16 protein-coding genes are annotated in these 18,239 nt (G+C 71.9%); 6 read left to right on the top strand and 10 right to left on the bottom strand.

What is annotated here, in order from left to right; all coding sequences use genetic code 11:
• From VQ02_RS22150 to ssuD, 3 genes are all read left to right on the top strand, one after another.
• A partial coding sequence (locus VQ02_RS22150; RefSeq protein WP_048446391.1) for an ABC transporter permease subunit occupies positions 1-558 on the top strand: 558 nt, incomplete at its 5' end.
• Between the two features lie 29 nt (positions 559-587).
• On the top strand, positions 588-1,421 hold the full coding sequence (locus VQ02_RS22145; protein WP_048446390.1) for an ABC transporter ATP-binding protein: 834 nt from the start codon (positions 588-590) through the stop codon (positions 1,419-1,421).
• 25 nt (positions 1,422-1,446) lie between these two features.
• Positions 1,447-2,610 (top strand): FMNH2-dependent alkanesulfonate monooxygenase, encoded by a 1,164-nt coding sequence (gene ssuD, locus VQ02_RS22140; protein WP_048446389.1) that lies wholly within the window; start codon positions 1,447-1,449, stop codon positions 2,608-2,610.
• 80 nt (positions 2,611-2,690) lie between these two features.
• Here ssuD and VQ02_RS40070 read toward each other — a convergent pair whose 3' ends face one another.
• The 9 genes from VQ02_RS40070 to repA form a co-directional block, all read right to left on the bottom strand.
• Positions 2,691-2,858 carry a FitA-like ribbon-helix-helix domain-containing protein gene (locus tag VQ02_RS40070; RefSeq protein WP_425339917.1) on the bottom strand — a complete coding sequence of 56 codons (168 nt, stop codon included), beginning with the start codon at positions 2,856-2,858 and terminating at the stop codon, positions 2,691-2,693.
• A 17-nt stretch (positions 2,859-2,875) separates the two neighbouring features.
• Positions 2,876-3,265 carry a type II toxin-antitoxin system death-on-curing family toxin gene (locus VQ02_RS22135; RefSeq protein WP_048446388.1) on the bottom strand — a complete coding sequence of 130 codons (390 nt, stop codon included), beginning with the start codon at positions 3,263-3,265 and terminating at the stop codon, positions 2,876-2,878.
• Positions 3,266-3,300: 35 nt separating this feature from the next.
• Positions 3,301-3,525 carry an AbrB/MazE/SpoVT family DNA-binding domain-containing protein gene (locus VQ02_RS22130; protein WP_048446387.1) on the bottom strand — a complete coding sequence of 75 codons (225 nt, stop codon included), beginning with the start codon at positions 3,523-3,525 and terminating at the stop codon, positions 3,301-3,303.
• Between the two features lie 119 nt (positions 3,526-3,644).
• Positions 3,645-6,863 carry an error-prone DNA polymerase gene (locus tag VQ02_RS22125; RefSeq protein ID WP_048446386.1) on the bottom strand — a complete coding sequence of 1,073 codons (3,219 nt, stop codon included), beginning with the start codon at positions 6,861-6,863 and terminating at the stop codon, positions 3,645-3,647.
• A 16-nt stretch (positions 6,864-6,879) separates the two neighbouring features.
• Positions 6,880-8,382, bottom strand: a complete 1,503-nt coding sequence (locus VQ02_RS22120; RefSeq protein ID WP_083469368.1) for a DUF6504 family protein — start codon at positions 8,380-8,382, stop codon at positions 6,880-6,882.
• Positions 8,300-9,040 (bottom strand): ImuA family protein, encoded by a 741-nt coding sequence (locus tag VQ02_RS22115; protein ID WP_048446385.1) that lies wholly within the window; start codon positions 9,038-9,040, stop codon positions 8,300-8,302. Before VQ02_RS22115 ends, VQ02_RS22120 begins: the two co-directional genes overlap by 83 nt.
• 1,652 nt (positions 9,041-10,692) lie before the next feature.
• Complete coding sequence (locus VQ02_RS22110; protein WP_048446384.1) at positions 10,693-11,826, bottom strand: replication protein RepA; 1,134 nt, start codon at positions 11,824-11,826, stop codon at positions 10,693-10,695.
• Between the two features lie 197 nt (positions 11,827-12,023).
• A complete protein-coding gene (repB, locus tag VQ02_RS22105) occupies positions 12,024-13,070 on the bottom strand; it encodes a plasmid partitioning protein RepB (protein ID WP_048446383.1) in 1,047 nt (348 codons plus the stop codon).
• The gene (repA, locus tag VQ02_RS22100) at positions 13,067-14,287 is read right to left on the bottom strand and encodes a plasmid partitioning protein RepA (protein ID WP_048446382.1); all 1,221 of its coding nucleotides are present in this window, start codon (positions 14,285-14,287) and stop codon (positions 13,067-13,069) included. Before repA ends, repB begins: the two co-directional genes overlap by 4 nt.
• 280 nt (positions 14,288-14,567) lie before the next feature.
• Here repA and VQ02_RS22095 point away from each other — a divergent pair, with 280 nt between their 5' ends.
• Together VQ02_RS22095 and VQ02_RS22090 are read left to right on the top strand one after the other, a co-directional pair.
• A complete protein-coding gene (locus VQ02_RS22095) occupies positions 14,568-16,361 on the top strand; it encodes a thiamine pyrophosphate-requiring protein (RefSeq protein ID WP_048446381.1) in 1,794 nt (597 codons plus the stop codon).
• A 129-nt stretch (positions 16,362-16,490) separates the two neighbouring features.
• Entirely contained in the window at positions 16,491-17,111 is a 621-nt protein-coding gene (locus VQ02_RS22090) for a pyridoxamine 5'-phosphate oxidase family protein (RefSeq protein WP_048446380.1), read from the top strand.
• Between the two features lie 3 nt (positions 17,112-17,114).
• Here VQ02_RS22090 and VQ02_RS22085 read toward each other — a convergent pair whose 3' ends face one another.
• Complete coding sequence (locus tag VQ02_RS22085) at positions 17,115-17,942, bottom strand: EamA family transporter (RefSeq protein WP_048446379.1); 828 nt, start codon at positions 17,940-17,942, stop codon at positions 17,115-17,117.
• A gap of 160 nt (positions 17,943-18,102) precedes the next feature.
• Between VQ02_RS22085 and VQ02_RS35930 the strand changes: the two genes are divergently transcribed.
• A partial coding sequence (locus tag VQ02_RS35930; protein WP_157080750.1) for a LysR family transcriptional regulator occupies positions 18,103-18,239 on the top strand: 137 nt, incomplete at its 3' end.

Below are 18,239 nucleotides of genomic sequence, written 5' to 3'. Positions count from 1 at the left end.
ATCGGCGGCGGCATCGGCTTCGGGCTCGGCCTCGCCAACGGCCTGTCGCGCCTGTCGGACCAGCTCACCGACACCACGGTGCAGATGATCCGCAACATCCCGCACCTGTCGCTGATCCCGCTGGTGATCCTGTGGTTCGGCATCGGCGAGGAGGCGAAGCTCTTCCTGGTGGCGCTCGGCGTGTTCTTCCCGATCTACGCCAACACCCTGCACGGCATCCGCTCGGTCGATCCGCAGCTCGTCGAGATGGGCCGGATCTACGGCATGTCGCGGGCCGAGCTGTTCTCCCGCGTGGTGCTGCCCGGCGCCCTGCCCTCGGTCTTCGTGGGCCTGCGCTACGCGCTCGGCATCATGTGGCTGACCCTGATCGTCGCCGAGACGATCTCGGCCTCCTCCGGCCTCGGCTATATGGCGATGCAGGCGCGCGAGTTCATGCTGGTCGACGTCGTGGTGCTGGCGATCCTGATCTACGCCCTCCTCGGCAAGGTCGCCGACCTCCTGACCCGCCGCCTCGAGCGCGCCTGCCTGGCCTGGAACCCGGCCTACCGCTCGGCCTGAGCCACACTCCCGCATCCCAGGGCCTTCCCATGATCGCCAGCACCCTCCGCCGGCTCGACGGCTTCGTCCCGGCCCGGCCCGCATCGTCCCGCCGCGACATCATCGATCGGGAGATCGCCCGCGACCGGACCGCGACCGGGCTCGGCATCACCCTGCGCGGCCTGTCGAAGGCCTTCGACGGCGGAAAGCCGGTGATCGACGGGCTCGACCTGCACGTGCCGGCGGGCCAGTTCGTCGCCGTGGTCGGGCGCTCGGGCTGCGGCAAGTCCACCCTGCTGCGCCTGATCCTCGGCCTCGAGGCGCCGAGCGCCGGCCGGGTCGCGGTCGAGGGCGGGGCGGGCCCGCGCCGGATCATGTTCCAGGAGCCGCGCCTCCTGCCCTGGGCGAAGGTTCTCGACAACGTCGCGGTCGGCCTCGGCCTCGGCCGCGGCGGGACCGCGGCGGAGCGGCGGGAGCGGGCGGCCGCGGCTCTGGCCGAGGTCGGCCTCGCCGAGAAGGCGGGCCAGTGGCCCTCCACCCTCTCAGGCGGCCAGCGCCAGCGGGTGGCGCTCGCCCGCGCCCTCGTCAGCCATCCGGGGCTGCTCGCCCTCGACGAGCCCCTCGGCGCCCTCGACGCGCTGACCCGCATCGACATGCAGGCGATGATCGAGCGGATCTGGCGCGCGCAAGGCTTCACCGCCCTCCTCGTCACCCACGACGTCGCCGAGGCGGTGGCGCTCGCCGACCGCATCCTGGTGGTCGAGGCCGGCCGCATCGCCCTCGACGTGGCCGTCACCGTGCCGCGCCCGCGCCGGCGCGGCGACCCGGAGCTGGCCGCCCTCGAGGGCCGCATCCTCGATCACCTTCTCGACGGGCGTGCCTGATCGTGCCCTCTACCGGAGTTGTCCCATGACCGGCCAGACCGACGTCCTCTGGTTCCTGCCCACCCACGGCGACGGCCGCTACCTCGGCGCGCAGGAAGGCGCCCGGGCCGTCTCCCTGCCCTACCTGCGCCAGATCGCCCAGGCGGCGGACGAGCTCGGCTATTACGGCGTGCTGCTGCCGACCGGGCGCTCTTGCGAGGATTCCTGGGTCGTCGCCTCGGCGCTCGCGCCGCTGACCCGGCGCCTGCGCTTCCTGGTGGCGGTGCGGCCGGGCCTGCAGCTGCCGGCCGCCGCCGCCCGCATGGCCGCCACCCTCGACCGGATCTCGGACGGGCGGCTCCTCATCAACGTGGTCACGGGCGGCGATCCCGTCGAGTTGCGCGGCGACGGCGTCTTCCTCGCCCACGACGAGCGCTACGCGGTGACCGACGAGTTCCTGCGGGTCTGGCGCGCGCTCCTCTCCGGCGAGACCGTGACATACCAGGGCGAGCACCTGCGGGTGGAGGACAGCCGGCTGATCTTCCCCCCGGTGCAGCGGCCCTACCCGCCGCTCTACTTCGGCGGCTCGTCGCCGGCCGGCATCGAGGTCGCGGCCGACCACTGCGACGTCTACCTGACCTGGGGCGAGCCCCCGGCCGACGTGGCGGACAAGATCGCGCGGGCCCGTGAGGCGGCCGAGCGGCGGGGGAAAACCTTCTCCTACGGCATCCGCCTGCACGTCATCGTGCGCGAGACCGAATCTGCCGCCTGGGAGGCGGCCGAGTCGCTGATCTCGCGCCTCGACGACGCCACCATCGCCCGGGCGCAGGCGACCCTGGCGCGCCAGGACTCCGTCGGCCAGAGCCGGATGATGCAGCTGCACGGCGGCCGGCGCGACAAGCTGGTGGTATCGCCGAACCTCTGGGCCGGCGTCGGCCTGGTGCGCGGCGGCGCCGGCACCGCCCTCGTCGGCTCCCCCGACCAGGTCGCCGACCGGATGAAGGAGTACATCGACCTCGGCATCGACCGCTTCATCCTCTCCGGCTACCCGCACCTGGAGGAGGCCTACCGCTTCGCCGAGCTGGTCTTTCCCAAGCTGCCGCTCCGCAGCACCACCGGCACGGCGGCGACGGGCGCGCGCAACGACGGCCCGTTCGGCGAAGTGATCGCCAACGACATCGTGCCGGCGCGGGGGGTGGCGGCGCATTGAGGGGGTCGTGCCAGGCTGCGTCGAGCGAGGGCAAACAGAGCCCGTTCGGCGCGGTTCAACCATTCATCTCACCCGCGACCTCATCCTGAGGCGGCAGTCGATCGACGATCGACTGCCGCGCGTAGGGATGGCGCGACCGTCCCGGCGAGGATTGCGTCCGCTTCCACGGAGCGGCCGTTGCGTGCAGCACGCGGACGCGACGGCTCTCCGACCGGGGTCTCGAGGTTGCGGATCGTGAGCGCGGCCATGGCCGATACATTCGAGGCTATTGAGAAGCTGAGGTGGAACGCCTGATCCAGGCCGTGATGTCATCCTCCGTCATCTCCCCCGCGGCGATGGCCGTCCAGATCCGGACGACGTCGCTGTCGGAGGCGATCAGCGCGTAACCATTGAGCGCGAGAAAAAGCTCGGTTACGACAGCCGAGACCCGCTTGTTGCCGTCCAGGAAGCCGTGTTTGCGGGCCAGGCCGAACGCGTAGCAGGCCGCGAGTTCGCAGATGTCCTCGCAACCGCCGAGGTCATGACGGTTTCGGGGCCGATCCAGGGCCGAGTCGAGCATCATCCTGTCGCGGATCCCGATGGCGCCGCCATGCTCGGCCAGCTGCTCGTCGTGGATGGCGAGAACGACCTCCCTCTCGACCCAGAACGGCGTCACTGGGCGGCGTTACCTAGTGGCGTTACTTGGCGGCATCACTTGGCGAGTTCGCGCAACGCGTTGCGGCGGCGCTTCATGATCTCCCGCGCCTTGCCCATCTGCTCCTCGAAGGTCGGGTCGTAGGGGGTGAGCCGGTAGCCGTCCGGCGTCTCGGTGAGGAACACGGTGTCGCCCTTCTCGACCTTGAGGCGTGCGACCGCTTCCTTCGGGAGCACGAAGCCGACCGAGTTCCCGATTCCCGTGAGCTTGAGCGCCAGCATGGCGGACTCCGCTGTTACAACGTTCGTTATAACGATGGGGCGGCGGGCAAATTCATGCAAGCGCCTCCTATGCCCGGCGAACCGGAGCAGGCGACCGGGAGCCTGGCAGAGCCGCCATCTCACCGGAAATCCCGGCTCCCGACCCGCAGCGGCCGGCCTAAGCCCCGCGGATCCGCCCCCCCGCGCCGCGCCTCGTCCCCCCGCCAGCCATCGACCGCCAGCGGCGCGACTGCGTCCTCCGCCACCCGCGCCAGCAGGTCCGAGCGGTCGATCAGGTGCTCGGCGACGAGGTGGATCACGTCGCCCTCGCGCTGCACCCGGCCGCGGGCGGCCATCAGGCCGGCCTGGAGGATCAGGGTGCGCTGGCGGGTGAACAGCGACGGCCAGATAACCAGGTTGGCGATCTCGGTCTCGTCCTCCAGCGTGATGAACATCACGCCCTTGGCCGAGCCCGGTTTCTGGCGCACCAGCACCAGCCCCGCCACGGTCACCCGGGCGCCGTCGCGCAGGCGGCCGAGGGAGGCGCAGGTCGAGACGCCGTCGCGCGACAGCATCGCGCGCAAGAAGGCGAGAGGGTGGCGGCCGAGGCTGAGGCCCGACGCCCGGTAATCCGCCACCACGGCGGCCCCCTCGCTCAGGGGCGCGAGGCGCACCGGCGGCTCGGCGAGTTCGGGCGTCGGCATCACCTCGCGCCGGTCGGCGGCCGCGAAGAGCGGCAGCGGCTGAGGCGCGAGGCCGCGGATCGCCCACAGGGCCTCGCGCCGCCCGACACCGAGGCACGCGAAGGCGTCCGCGGCAGCGAGGCTCCGCAGACCTTTGAGCGAGAGCCCGGCCCGGCGCCACAGGTCCTCGACCGAGCGGAAGAGATCGGCCTCCCGCACGGTGGCGATCCGGGCGCCGTCCTGGTTGGGCAGGCCGCGCACCAGCCGCAGGCCCAAGCGCACCGCGAGCCGCCCCTCCCCCGCCGGCTCCAGGGTGCAGTCCCAGCGCGAGGCGTTGACGCTGACCGGCCGGACCTCGACCCCGTGGTTGCGGGCGTCGCGCACGATCTGGGCCGGGGCGTAGAAGCCCATCGGCTGGGCGTTGAGGAGGGCGCAGCAAAAAACCTCGGGGTGCTGGCACTTCAGCCAGGACGAGGCGTAGGCAATGAGGGCGAAGGAGGCGGCGTGGCTCTCCGGGAAGCCGTAGGAGCCGAAACCCTCGAGCTGGCGGTAGGTGCGGGCGGCGAAATCCGGGTCGTAGCCGTTGGCGATCATGCCCTGGATCAGCTTCTCCTCGTAGAGGCCGATCGTGCCGTCGCCCTTGAAGGTGCCCATGGCGCGGCGCAGGCCGTCGGCCTCCGCGGCGGAGAAGCCGGCGGCGACGATCGCGACCTGCATCGCCTGCTCCTGAAAGAGCGGCACGCCCTTGGTCCGTTCGAGCACTGCCTTCAACGCCTCGGTCGGATAGGTGACCGGGTCGAGGCCGCGGCGCCGGCGCAGGTAGGGGTGGACCATGTCGCCCTGGATCGGGCCCGGCCGTACGATCGCGACCTCGATGGTGAGGTCGTAGAGGTCTTCGGGCTGCATCCGCGGCAGCATCGCCATCTGGGCCCGGCTCTCGATCTGAAACACGCCGATCGTGTCGGCGCGCCGGATCATCGCGTAGGTTTCTTTGTCATTCGGCGGGATGTCGGCGATCTCCCGCGGCGGCTTCGATTCCGGCTTGTGCTCGGCCAAGAGCGCGAAGGCCCGGCGCAGGCAGCCGAGCATGCCGAGGCCGAGCACGTCGACCTTCATGAACCGCAGGGCCTCGATGTCGTCCTTGTCCCACTCGATGATCTGGCGGTTCTCCATCCGGGCCGGGACCACTGGGCAGAGCGCGTCGAGCCGGTCGAGGGTCAGGACGAAGCCGCCGGGATGCTGGCCGAAATGGCGCGGCGTGCCGATCAGCGCCCGGCCGATCTCGAGCGTCAGCCGCAGGGAGCGCTCGGAGAGGTCGAGGCCCAAGGCCTTCGCCTCGCGCTCGCCGACACCCTCGCGCGACCAGCCCCAGACCAGGCGGGCGAGCGCCCTGGTGACGTCTTCCGGCACCCCCAGCACCTTGCCGACCTCCCGCACCGCGCCGCGGGCGCCGTAGCGGATCACCGTGGCGGTGAGCGCCGCGCGCTCGCGGCCGTAGGTGGCGTAGATCCACTGGATCACCTCCTCCCGGCGCTCGTGCTCGAAATCGACGTCGATGTCGGGCGGCTCGTCGCGGGTCTCGTTGATGAAGCGGGCGAAGAGCAGCCCCTGCTCGACGGGGTCGATGGCGGTGATGCCGAGGCACCAGCAGATCGCCGAGTTCGCCGCCGAGCCGCGGCCCTGGCACAGGATGCCCTGGCTGCGGGCGTAGCGGACGATCGCCTCGACGGTGAGGAAGTACGGCGCGTAAGCCTTCCTGGCGACGAGGTCGAGCTCGTCCCCCAGCTGCTTGCGGACCGCCTCCGGCACCCCGGCCGGATAGCGCTTCGCCGCGCCCTCCCAGGTCATCGCCTCGAGGCGCGCTTGCGCCGGGCGCCCGTCGGCCCCGGCCTCGTCCGGATAGGTGTAGGTCAGCTCGTCGAGGGAGAAGCGGCAGGCCTCAGCGATCGCCGCGGCCCGGGCGAGGGCCTCCGGATGGCGGGCGAACAGGCGCGCGGTCTCGGCCGGATCGTGCAGGTGGCGCCCGGCATGGCGCTCGCGGGAGAACCCCGCCGCCGCGATGGTGGTCTTCAGGCGGATGCAGGTGACCACGTCCTGCATCACCCGCCGTTCGGGCACGTGGTAGAGCACGTCGCCGAGGGCGACCGTCGGCACCCGCGCCGTTCGGGCGAGGCCCGCGATCTCCTCGAGCCGCAGGTGGTCGTTGACGCCGAAGCGGCGCGACAGGCCGCAGGAGAGGCGGCGGCCGAAGATCGCCTTGAGACTGCGCAAGCGCCCGGCCAGGGCGTCGTCCGGGCGGTCGGCGGGCAGCACCGCCAGCAGGCCCTCGCTCCACTCGGCGACGTCCGCGGTTGCCAGGTGGCAACCGCCGCGGGGCGCCCGCTCCCGCGAGCGGCCGAGGGTGAGCAGGCGGCAGAGCCGGCCGTAGGCCGCCCGGTCGGTGGGGTAGACGAGCAGGCTCCAGCCCTCGGCGAGGTCGAGGCGGCAGCCGACGATCAGGCGGCATCCCGTGGTGCGGGCGGCGGCATGGGCCCGCACCATGCCGGCGAGCGAGTTGCGGTCGGTGACGGCGAGCGCCCGGATGCCGAGGAGCGCGGCGGCGGAAAAGAGCTCCTCCGGCGAGGAGGCGCCGCGCAGGAACGAGTAGTGGGTGGTGACCTGCAATTCGACGCTCATCGCGGATCCCGGCGCATCACGACTCCCCCAGCCCGTGCAGCCACCAGCGCGCGCCCTCCCCCGCCGGGGCGTCGCGGAACAGCCAGTAGCGGGCGCCGGTCTCGTCCTCGACCCGGTAGTAGTCGCGGGAGGCCAGGACCTCGTCGTCGGCGCGCCACCACTCGCCGAAGACCCGCTCCGGCCCGTCCGCGCGGGCGACCCGGCGGCGGCTGCCGCGCCAAGTGAAGGCGGAGGGCGGCGCGTCCGGCAGCACGGCCATCACCATGACCGGCTCCGGCGGGGTGAGCAGGCGGCCGGGCCGCTTCAGGTCGGCGGGCCAGGTCAGGCCGGTGGCGGGGCTCAACGGCGCGACCCGGCGCACCGCCCGCTCGGGCCACTCGCTCTCGACCGGCGCGGCGCGAAACAGCCGCCCGGGGCCGAGCCGCAGCGCCAGCCGGTCGACGAGCTCCGCCATCGCGTCCGGATCCGGCTCCTCGCCAGGGGCGGCGAGCTGGCGCGCCTCCAGGCCCTCGACCCGGGCCGCCGCGAGCCGGGCCTCGTCGAGGCCGTGGCCGGGATCGACGGACCCCAAGCGCTCGGCGAGCAGGCGGGCGAGGTGGCGCGGGTCGCGGCTCGGCCGGGCGGTGCCGACGCTGACGGATTGATGCAGGCCGTCGACCCGCCGGAAGACGAGGTCGAGCCGGCGCGCCCCGAGCCCGTGCCGGGCGAGCCCTTCCGCCAGCATCGCGGCGAGCCGCCCGGTCACCCGGGCGAGCGTCTCGGGCGCTCCGATCGGCTCCGGGAAGGTGAGGCGCACGGCGTGCTCCACCGGCGGAGCCAGGTAGGCGAGCGGCTCGGGAGCGTGGCCCAGGGCCTGGTCGAGGCGGCGGGCGGGATCCTCGCCGAAGCGCAGGCGCAGCGGGCCGCGGGGCTGGTCCAGGAGGTGGCCGACTCGCGCGATGCCGAGCTGAGCCAGACCCGAGACGGTGTCGCGCTCGAGGCGCAAGGCCCAGAGCGGCAGGTCGAGGAGGTGGGCCCGCTGCCCGCCGGGCGGCAGCACGATCTCGGGGGACAGGCACCGGGCGGCCGCCCAGGCGGCGCCAGGCGTGTCGGCGAGCGCCGCCCGGACCCGGTAGCCGACCCGGCCGAGGCGGCGGCGCAAATGGCTGAGCAGGGCCGCCTCGCCGCCATGCAGGTGGGCAGCGCCGACGACGTCGATCCAGATCCCGTCCGGCGGGTCGGGGGCGACGAGAGGGGCGTAGCACAGACACCAGGCCGCGAGGCGGTGGAGCGCCGCCGCGTCGCCCTCCGGATCGGCCGCGATCACCGCGAGGCCCGGCACCATCGCCTGCGCCTGCGCGAGGGCGAGGCCGGGACGCAGGCCGAGACCCCGGGCGGCATGGTCGACGGCCGCAAGCACCCGGCGCGGGCCCTCCTGCGCCACCACGACCACCGGCTCATCCGGCGGCGGCCCGCCGTTCCGGCGCCGCCAGCGGTCGGTCGGCCAGGTCGGCAGGAACACGCAGATGACCCTTCGCATCGGGAGCCTCAAGGAGCCAGGTGCGGGGCTCGGCGCCCCGGGCGCGCAGGAGCGCCACGGTCCAGCGGGCCCGCGACAGGCCCGGCACGGGAAGAGCGGGGGACGGCGCCGCGGTGACGCCCCAGCGGGTGGCGGCGGCGTTCGGCTCCGGCGCGGCGGCGCCCCAGCGGCGGATCACCAGGGCGAGGCTGCCGCTGCCCTCGGCGGCGAGCTGCAGCCGGCGCGAGGGCGTGAGCCCGAGCCGGGCGACCTCGCCGACCACCGCCGCGAGGCCGCGATGGCGCAGGCCCTCCTCCATGGTGGGCAAAACCTCGGCCTCGCGCCGGGTCTCGGCGTAGAGCACCCGGTCGGGATGGAGCCCGACCGCGGCGAGGCCGGGGGCGAACAGGTCGCGGCAGGCCAGGCACCACAGCACCGGGCCGGGATGCCGGGCGAGGATCGCGGCGGCGAACAGGGCCGCCAGCGCCCCCTCTCCGTCCACCGGCCCCGCCGCCAGCACCTCGTGCACGGCGCCGAGGCGCAAACCCCCGCCCGGCAGGTGCCCGTCCAGGGCCGCGACGCCGAACGGCAGGACCGGACGTCCCGCCTCCCCGGGCGCCGGCCCGCCGATCTGCTCGCGCAACGCCGCGAGCTGCCGCTCCCGCTCGGCCTGCCGCATCTCATGCCCATCACCGACCGAAGCTCGAACATGTTCTTGTTTTGTTCGATTTCGAGGGGGTGTCAATCGGGGCTGTGGATGGATGGGTCAACAGGACCCGCGAAAACCAGGGTCCTGTTGACGGCAGCGGGGATAGCGGCCCCGGGGCGGCCCGGAAAGCCTCCCGGCGCAAGGAGATCGGACAGGCGGGCGATGCGGGCCACGAGCGGGCACAGCCGTTGGACAACCCGCGCCAAGCCGCCAGGAGCGCCGCTGAGCTGGATTCGAGGCCGGTAGCTGCCCTAGAACAGTCCTGGGGCTGCACGGGCCTCCACGGGCTTCCTGGCGCGGATTCCGGACGGCCCGGCCCGTCCAGGTGCCGGCGGGCGCGCCGCTTCGGCTCCGGATGCGAGAATCCGGGTCGTCCCGGGCGCCGTGCGGCTCCCGGCGGCACGCCGATCAGCCTACGCCGGGCTGTCCGCGATTCACACAGCTTTCCAAGCTGTTAATCGGGGGCCTGCGCCGAGTAACCTACGGGGCCACGCAGAGTCGCCTTCCCGGCTCCCCGGTTTCCGCGCAGACCAGCCTACGCGGCCGCGCCGAGTTGCCTACGCGACCGCGCAGACCAGCCTACGCGAACAGGACCTAAACCCTTGCGGTGGAATGGGAAATCGCCACCCCATATAATACCCATATAGCTCTACGGATTCAGACTCGGAATCTAGATTCTGAATCTCTCATAAAAAGGCTTTTGGGTTTCGAGACTTAGGACCTCCCATGGGCAAACGGCGGAGATCCGGCCCCTCCGCAGTTGCCCAGAAGGGCGATGCCCCCTCCCCCGGTCCCTGAGCCGGCGGCGGCCGCGGGGCCGGAGAGTCTTGCGAGCCGAGACCCCGAGTCGGAGATGCGGAGCCCGCGAGTCGTCGCCCGACAAAGCCCAGAACAGCCGGAGTCGTTTCCACGGGGAAGAGTCGAGGGCAGGCTTGAGGGGGTGGAACCGACTCGCCTGTACGTGGACTGGTGATTCGCCGTCCCGATCCGGGACTCTGGCTGGACTCAGGCCGACTCTTCGAGTCATGGAAATACTTGCCGCGACTCGACACCCCGGCCGACCCGGAGGGTTGCCGGCCGGTTACGCCGACCTTCACGAGCGTAGGCACTTCAGCGCAGGAGCGGTTAAGATCCCGTAGGCAGGTCTGCGTGCCCGGCGGATCGGAAAAACCGTGGAATCTCAAGAGCGAAGGGCCGAGCAGGAGGGCTGCACCGGCGGAGCCGCGCGTAGGCAAGTCGGCGTGGCTGGAGGCCGCCTTGGCGGTGGCGGGGCGTAGGCAACTCAGCGCGGGATGGGCCGCTGCGAGCGGGCATCGCGGCAGACGAAAACCGTCGTCGAGTGCTGCATGACGGCGCGAATGCCGGGTGGCGCCGCGCGTCCTCGTGTCATCGCGGGCAGACCGGCGCGCTCATCTTCCGGTTCCGGGAAGGGCGTGGTGAGAACTCGCGCGCCGTCCCTCCTCCCGGTACCGCTCGCGGTGGGACGAGACTTCGCGCTGCATGGCGGACGCAGCCGTATGAAGACTATAATCCTATTTCACACCACAAGTACGCCACGAGCCCACGCCGCACGGCGTGGCCCGCCGCCCCGACCCCCTCCCGTCGTAGGGAATTCAGCGGAATCAAGCCCTTGCGCGGGCTCGCTTATTCGCGAGGGCGGCTTTCGGGGGCACCAGGAGGTCCTTCGGGTCGGACGGCAGCAGCTGCATCCCCCCGTCGTCGAGGGTCAGGCGCAGGCGCGGGAACACCTCCGTGAGGTGGGCGACGTCCTTGCGGAATTCCTGGCGGAACGAGCGGATCGAGCCGTTCTCGCTGCCGAACTGCTTGTAGAGGTTGTCCCAGGTCAGGCGCAGCGGCCGCTCCAGGCGCGAGAGCCGGTAGCCGACCCAGAACAGCAGGTCGAGCTTGCGCGCCGAGCCCGCGAAGGCGCGGGCGGCCCGGATGTCGACCGGCAGGGCGTGCTGGATCAGGTTGTCGTAGAACTCGCGGTGGAAGGTGATGGTGGAGGACCACAGGAGGCCCTGGTCCGGGTGGTTGTGCAGTGGCAGCCACACGTCCATCTGCCGGAACGGCGGCACGTTGAGGGTGGAGGCGCGGCTGCCGTCCCACAGGCCGATCTGCATCGAGCAGGCGGCGAGCCGGTTGAGCTGCTCCTTGAACTGCTTGAGGGTGCCCCGCTCTCCCCCGGTGACCGGGAAGCCCATGTCACGGATGAAGCCCGACATGCTCTGGGCGACCTCGACCTTGGGGCTGCGCTGCTTGACCGCCTCGGTGCAGAGGTGGAGCAGCAGGAGGCGCGCCTTCGGGCCGTAGGGCAGCCCCTGCATCTCCATCTCGCCGGTCACCGGGTTGATGAGCCGGCCGGCATTGATGGCGAGCGTGTTGCGGCCGTACTCGCGGGAGACGTTGGTCACCCCCTTCGGCTCGCGATACGGCAGACCGCAGAGCGCCAGCACCGAGTGGATGTGCTGGATGTTCTCAGGAGAGGCCGGCTCGTTCTCGATCACCTCACGGATCGCGTCGCGGCGGCGGGCGTTGCGGGGCAGCCGGGCGCGCTCGGCCTCGGCCTCGGCCCTCAGCACCACCAGCTTCTGGCGCGCCTCGGCCTCGGCGTCGCGCTTGGCCTGGCTCGCGCGCACGAAGGCCAGGGTCGCCTTGTAGGCGACGCTGCCCCGGGCCTTCTCGACGATCTCGATCAGGTCGGGGTCGCGCACGCCCTCGACCGGCTCCGGTGCGGATTGCGGCGGGTTCGTCATCTCCAACAAGCGGCTCCGCACGGGGACGCGGGCCGTCGGGCGCGCGTCGTGACTCTGTTTGGCGGAGTCCTAACGCGCGAAAGCCGAATCGGCGGAGTCGAGTCGGGCCGATTCCCGAAGCAGATCAGCAGATTCCTGTGAATCCGTGTGGCTAACCGGCGAGTCTTCGTCCCGTCGGGCCAGGATGGGGGAGAACCTTAATCGGTCTCGTCGCGGGTCTTCGACTCTGTGAAGGCGGCGTAGAGCTGTGGAAGACTCTGGATAAGGTAGGCGGCGAAGTCCGGTTCGAGCCTGTCGTCGACGGTGAGCTGGGTGCCCTGGCGGCCGCGGTCGATCCGCACCACCGGCCGGCCGCCGAGATTGGTCCACACCGCCGGCACCGGGGCCGGCCGCGGCGGCGGCGCGGTCAGCGCGGCGAGCAGCCGGGCGAAGCGGTCGTCGGAGGAGAGACCGGGGAGGTCCGGCGCCGCCAGGATCCGGGTGACGGTGTCCCCTGCCCCGGTCCGCGCCAGCGCCTCGACGAGCGCCGTCCAGCGCGGCCGCCCAGCCTTCGGCGCCGGGCCGACCGCCGCCACCACCTCCGCCGGTACCGCCCGGCCGATGCCGATCAGCCGCGAGAGCTGGGTCTTCTCGACCGCCAGCGCCGCCATGATGGTGGCGCGGTCGAAGCCGCGATCCTCGAGCGCGATCGCGAACAGGGCCCGCTCGATGTAGCTCAGATCGGCCCGGGCCGAGTTCTCCTGGCCTTGCGCGACGACGAGGTCCTCGTCGGTGAGCGCCTTGACCACCGCCCGCACCGGCCGGCCGAGCTCGGCCGCCGCCCGCAGGCGGCGGTGGCCGTAGGCGACCTGGTAGCGGCCCTCCTCCGTCGGGTGAGGCCGCACCAGGATCGGCACCTGCTGGCCGCGCTCGCGGATCAGCTCGACGAAGGCGGCGTGGTCCTCGGGCGCGCCGGCAAGGCGGTCCTGCACGAAGGAGCCGTCGACGAGCGCCGTGTCGAGCTCCACCACCCTGTCGCCGGAGGCGACCATGGCGCGGGCCTCCGCCGCCGCGCTGGCGATGCGTCCGAGACTGCGCCCCATGGCGCCGACGGCGCCGGAGCGCACCAGGGGCCGCGGCGCCTCCGGCCGCTCGGTCGGGGCAACCGCCGCCTCGCCCGGGTTGCCAGCTGGCAACTCGGGCGCCGGCTCGCGGTCGAGGGAGCGGGCGCCGAGGGCGGCGCGGAGGGCATCCTTGCGCTTCATGCCGAGATCCGTCCCCAGGCGCGGTGCATCAGGCCCTCGATCTCGCCGTTGACCCCGTCGAGGGCCTCGATCGCCCGGTCGTAGGTCGCCCGGGTGAAGCTCTCGCGGCCGATCTCGTAGAGGGTCTGCTTCGACAGGCCGGCATCCGACACCGCGGTCGATTTCAGCATCAGGTGCGTGAGCACCCGCTCGCGGAACAGCGAGCGCATGAAGCCGACCATCTGGGTCTGCGGCGCGTCCGACGGCTCGTAACGGGTCACGACGTAGCGCAGGAAGTCGTAGTCGAGGTCGGCACCGGCCTCCTGCACCACCCCGAGCAGGTCGGAGGCCATCAGCAGGAACTGGCACATCGACATCACGTCGAGCATCTGCGGGTGCACGGTGACCAGCATCGCGGTGGCGGCGCAGAGCGCGCCGAGCGTCAGGAAGCCGAGCTGCGGCGGGCAGTCGAGGATCATGACGTCGTAATCGTCGGCGACGCTGCCGAGCGCCGTGGCGATCCGGCCGAAGAACGGCTCGGCGTTCCGGTCGGCCAGCACCCGCGGGGTGTCGTGCTCGAACTCCATCAGCTCGAGGTTGCCGGGCACGAGGTCGAGGCCCGGGAAGTAGGTCTTGCGCACCACCTCAGCGAGGGGGCGCTGCTCGTCGTCGTGGCGGATCGCGGCGTAGAGGGTCTGGTTGGGGCCGACGTCGAACTCGGGCTGGTAGCCGTGCAGCGCGGTCAGCGAGGCCTGCGGGTCGAGGTCGACGGCGAGCACCCGGTAACCCCGGAGCGCCAGGTACTGGGCGAGGTGGGCCGCCGTGGTGGTCTTGCCCGAGCCGCCCTTGAAGTTCACCACCGCCAGCACCTGGCAATGCTCGTCGCCGGAGCGATGCGGCACGTAGCGCTTCGCCTTCGGCCCATCGTCGAGGAGCTGGCGCAGCTCGTTGATCTGGCCGAGCGTGTAGGAGCGCCGGCCGCCGGGGCCGATCTCCGGCTGCGGCCCTTTGCTCGCGAGCGAGAGCTGGCGCAGGTACCCGTCCGCCACGCCGATCAGCTTCGCGGCCTCGCCGGAGGAGAACGAGCGCAGGAGCTTGTGGGAGGCCGGCGGGAAGAGCGTGCGCCGCAGCGCGTTCAGCTCGCTCGAGAGGGCGCCGCCGTCGTCGGCGATGATCCGGGTGATCGAGGGACGGTCGGAGGCTGCGGCTCTCGCCTGCTCCTGCGGCAGATCTGGCATTTACGGCATCCGGGCGCGTAGCGGAAAAATTCCGTAAGACGATGCCAGCGTGGCCGTGACGACGCAAACCCTTTTTGGTTAACAAGGATTAACCATCGCGGCCCCCTGGCCGGAGTTGCCAGCTGGCAACTGCTGGTGCCGGCCCGCCGCGGCCTGGAACCGCGCCACTCTCCCCCGGTTAGCCCGCCAGGTTCAACCCGGACCCGTGCCGGCCGGACATGCCGGCCCGGGCCCGTGCACGGCGAGGGCCGCGCCGCCCTGAGGCGGCAGAGGAGCGAACATGGCCGAGACCGTCGCCGACTTCTTCTGGAAGCGCCTCGCGGAATGGGGCGTGCGCACGATCTTCGGCTACCCGGGCGACGGCATCAACGGCCTGCTCGGGGCGATGCAGCGCAACGCGCTGCCGTTCGAGTTCATCCAGGTCCGCCACGAGGAGATGGCAGCCTTCATGGCCACCGCCTACGCCAAGTTCACCGGCGAGGTCGGCGTCTGCCTCGCCACGTCCGGCCCGGGAGCGACGCACCTGCTCACCGGCATGTACGACGCCTACTCGGACCACGTGCCGCTCCTCGCCATCGCGGGCCAGCAGGCCCGCAACGTCAACGGCGCGCATTACCAGCAGGAGCTCGACCTCACGAGCGTCTACAAGGACGTCTCGGCCTACGTGCAGCAGGCCGCATCCCCGGCCTCGGTCCGCCACATCGTCGACCGCGCGATGCGCATCGCCAGGGCCGAGCGCAAGGTCGCGGCGATCATCCTGCCGAACGACCTTCAGGACGTCCCTTACGAGGCCCCCGTGCGCAAGCACGGCAATACCTTCTCGGGCGTCGGCTACACCGCCCCGAAGGTCGTGCCCTACGAGGCGGATCTGCGGCGCGCCGCCGAGGTGCTGAACGCCGGCGAGAAGGTCGCGATCCTGGTGGGGGCGGGGGCGCTCCACGCCACCGACGAGGTGATCGCGGTGGCCAACCGCCTCCAGGCCGGCGTTGCCAAGGCGCTGCTCGGCAAGGCGGCGGTGCCGGACGACCTCGCATTCGTCACCGGCACGATCGGTCTCCTCGGCTCCAAGCCCTCGTCCGACATGATGGCGGAGTGCGACACCCTGCTGATGATCGGCTCCGGCTTCCCCTGGGCGGAATTCCTGCCGAAGGAGGGCCAGGCCCGCGGCGTGCAGATCGACCTCGCCCCGGAGATGCTGTCGCTGCGCTATCCCATGGAGGTGCCGCTCCAGGGCGAGTCCGCCGAGACCCTGCGCGCGCTCCTGCCGCTCCTCGAGCAGAAGGAGGAGGGCGGCTCCTGGCGCAAGGGCATCGAGACGGGCGTCGCCTCCTGGTGGAAGGAGGCCGAGGCGAGGGCGATGGCCAAGGCCAACCCGGTCAACCCGCAGCGGGTGACCTGGGAACTCTCGCCCCGGATGCCCGACCGGGCCATCATCACCTCGGATTCGGGCTCCTGCGCCAACTGGTTTGCTCGCGACCTCAAGATGCGGCGCGGGCAGATGTGCTCGCTGTCGGGCGGCCTCGCCTCGATGGGGGCGGCGGTGCCCTACGCCATCGCCGCGAAGGTGGCGCATCCGGACCGGCCGGTGATCGCGCTCGTCGGCGACGGCGCCATGCAGATGAACAACATGGCCGAGCTGATCACGGTGGCGAAGTACGCCCATCGCTGGACCGACAAGACCTGGATCTGCTGCGTCTTCAACAACGAGGACCTGAACCAGGTGACCTGGGAGCAGCGGGTGATGGAGGGCAACCCGAAATTCGAGGCGAGCCAGACCATTCCCAACGTGCCCTACCACAAGTTCGCCGAGCTGATCGGCCTGCGCGGGATCTACGTCGACGATCCCGAGCGGATGGGGACGGCCTGGGACGAGGCCCTGGCGAGCGACCGGCCGGTGGTGCTCGAGGTCAAGACCGACCCGGAGGTGCCGCCGCTGCCACCGTTCCTCACCTTCGAGCAGGTGCAGAATTTCACCGCGATGCTCGCCAAGGGCGATCCGAAGCAGGGCCATCTCCTGATCGACACCGCCCGCCAGGTGCTGAGCAGCGTGTTGCCAGGTGGCAACAAGACGTAGGAGGGGAGGCGGGGCCCGCACGCGCGCCCTTCCGTGAGCGGATCTCACGCGAGGGTGAGATCTGCTCGATGTTCAGGCGCCGGCCTGTCGTCTAGGAACGCCAGCGTCCTGCTGCGTGGAGACGGGCCGATGGCGATCCTGGAGACGGTGGCGGCCCTCGAGCGGGTCTACGGAGAGTTCGGCGCCGTCGGCGAGGCATCGACCGCCAAGGTCGCCGACCACATCACGCCGCATTACCGATGCTTCATCGAAGCCGCTCCCTTCCTGTCCCTCGCGACCGTCGGCCCCGAGGGCCTGGACTGCTCACCCCGCGGCGACCGTCCGGGCTTCGTGCGCGTCGCCGATCCGCGCACGCTCCTCCTGCCCGATCGGCGGGGCAACAACCGGATCGACAGCCTGCGCAACGTCGTCCGCGACCCCCGGGTCGGGCTGATGTTCCTGATCCCCGGCATCGGCAATGCGCTCCGGGTGAACGGCCGGGCGGTGATCGAGGACGATCCGGCCCTGCTCGCCTCCTTCGCCGTCGAGGGCAAGGCGCCCCGCACCGTGATGGTGATCGCGGTCACGGAGGTCTACTTCCAGTGTGCCCGGGCGCTGATCCGCTCCGGACTGTGGCGCCAGGACAGCCACGTCGACCCGAGGACGCTGCCGACTCCCGGGCAGATCCTGGCCGGGCTCAGCGACGGGCGCGTCGGCGGCGAGTCCTACGACCGGACCTGGGCCGAGCGGGCGGCGCAGACGATGTGGTGAGGGTCACGCCGCCAGGCAGGCCGCGCCCGCGGCGATGGCGAGGCAGGAGGCGACCCGCTGCAGCGTCAGCGTCTCCTTGAGGAAGATCCGGCCGATGACGGCGGCGTAGACCACGCTGGTCTCGCGCAACGCCGACACCACGCCCATCGCGCCGGACTGCATCGCCCAGATGACGATGCCATAGGCGAGGATCGAGACCAGCCCACCGGCGAGCGCCGTCGCGGTCTCCCGCCGCGTGTAGGCCGGCGGCCGGCCGCGCATGACGAGGAAGAGCGGCGGCATCGTCAGGCTCCACAGCAGGAACATGCTGTTGGCGTAGGCCACGCTGTCGCCCGAGAGCCGGACGCCGATCCCGTCGACGACGGTGTAGGCGCCGATCAGGACGCCCGTGGTGAGGGCGGCGGGCAGGATCTCGGCCCGGACCGTCCGGCCCTGGAGCGCCAGCGACACGATCCCGCCGGACACGAGCGCGATGCCGAGGCCGGAGACGAGGCTGACCGCCTCGTGTGCGAAGACCATCGCGCCCACGGACACCAGCACGGGCGAGGAGCCGCGGGAGATCGGATAGGTCTGGCCGAGGTCGCCGGTGCGGTAGGTCCGCACGAGGGACAGGTTGTAGCCGGTGTGGAGGAGCGCCGAGGCGATCACGTAGGGCCAGCTCGCCGCGTTCGGCCACGGCAGAACCAGCGCCGCGACCCCGGTGCTCGCCGCGACCGCGAGCATCATCAGCGTCATCGACCACAGCCGGTCGCTGCCGCCGCGCAGCACGGCGTTCCAGCCCGCGTGCAGGATCGCGGCGCCGGTCACGGCGGCGAGGATCAGGAGCGTCACGCGGCGGCCTGGGCGCCGCCCCGGCACTGCGGGGCCGCCTGGCAGGAGAAATCGGGCACGGGTCACACCCTGCTGATCGGACTACGCGTGAGCGTGCCTCTTGCGGGAAGGTCCGACAAACCATTTGTTCAGGCAGAATCCGGCAGGAAAACTCACCCGAATGCGGCGCGCGCTGCCTCCCCTGAACGCCCTTCGCGCCTTCGAGGCCGCCGCCCGCCTCGGCAGCTTCAAGGCCGCCGCGGACGAGCTCGGGGTGACGCACGGCGCGGTCAGCCAGCAGGTGCGCCTGCTGGAGGA

This window comes from Methylobacterium variabile (assembly GCF_001043975.1).
GTDB lineage: Bacteria > Pseudomonadota > Alphaproteobacteria > Rhizobiales > Beijerinckiaceae > Methylobacterium > Methylobacterium variabile.
This window is presented reverse-complemented; position numbering and strand designations above follow the sequence as displayed.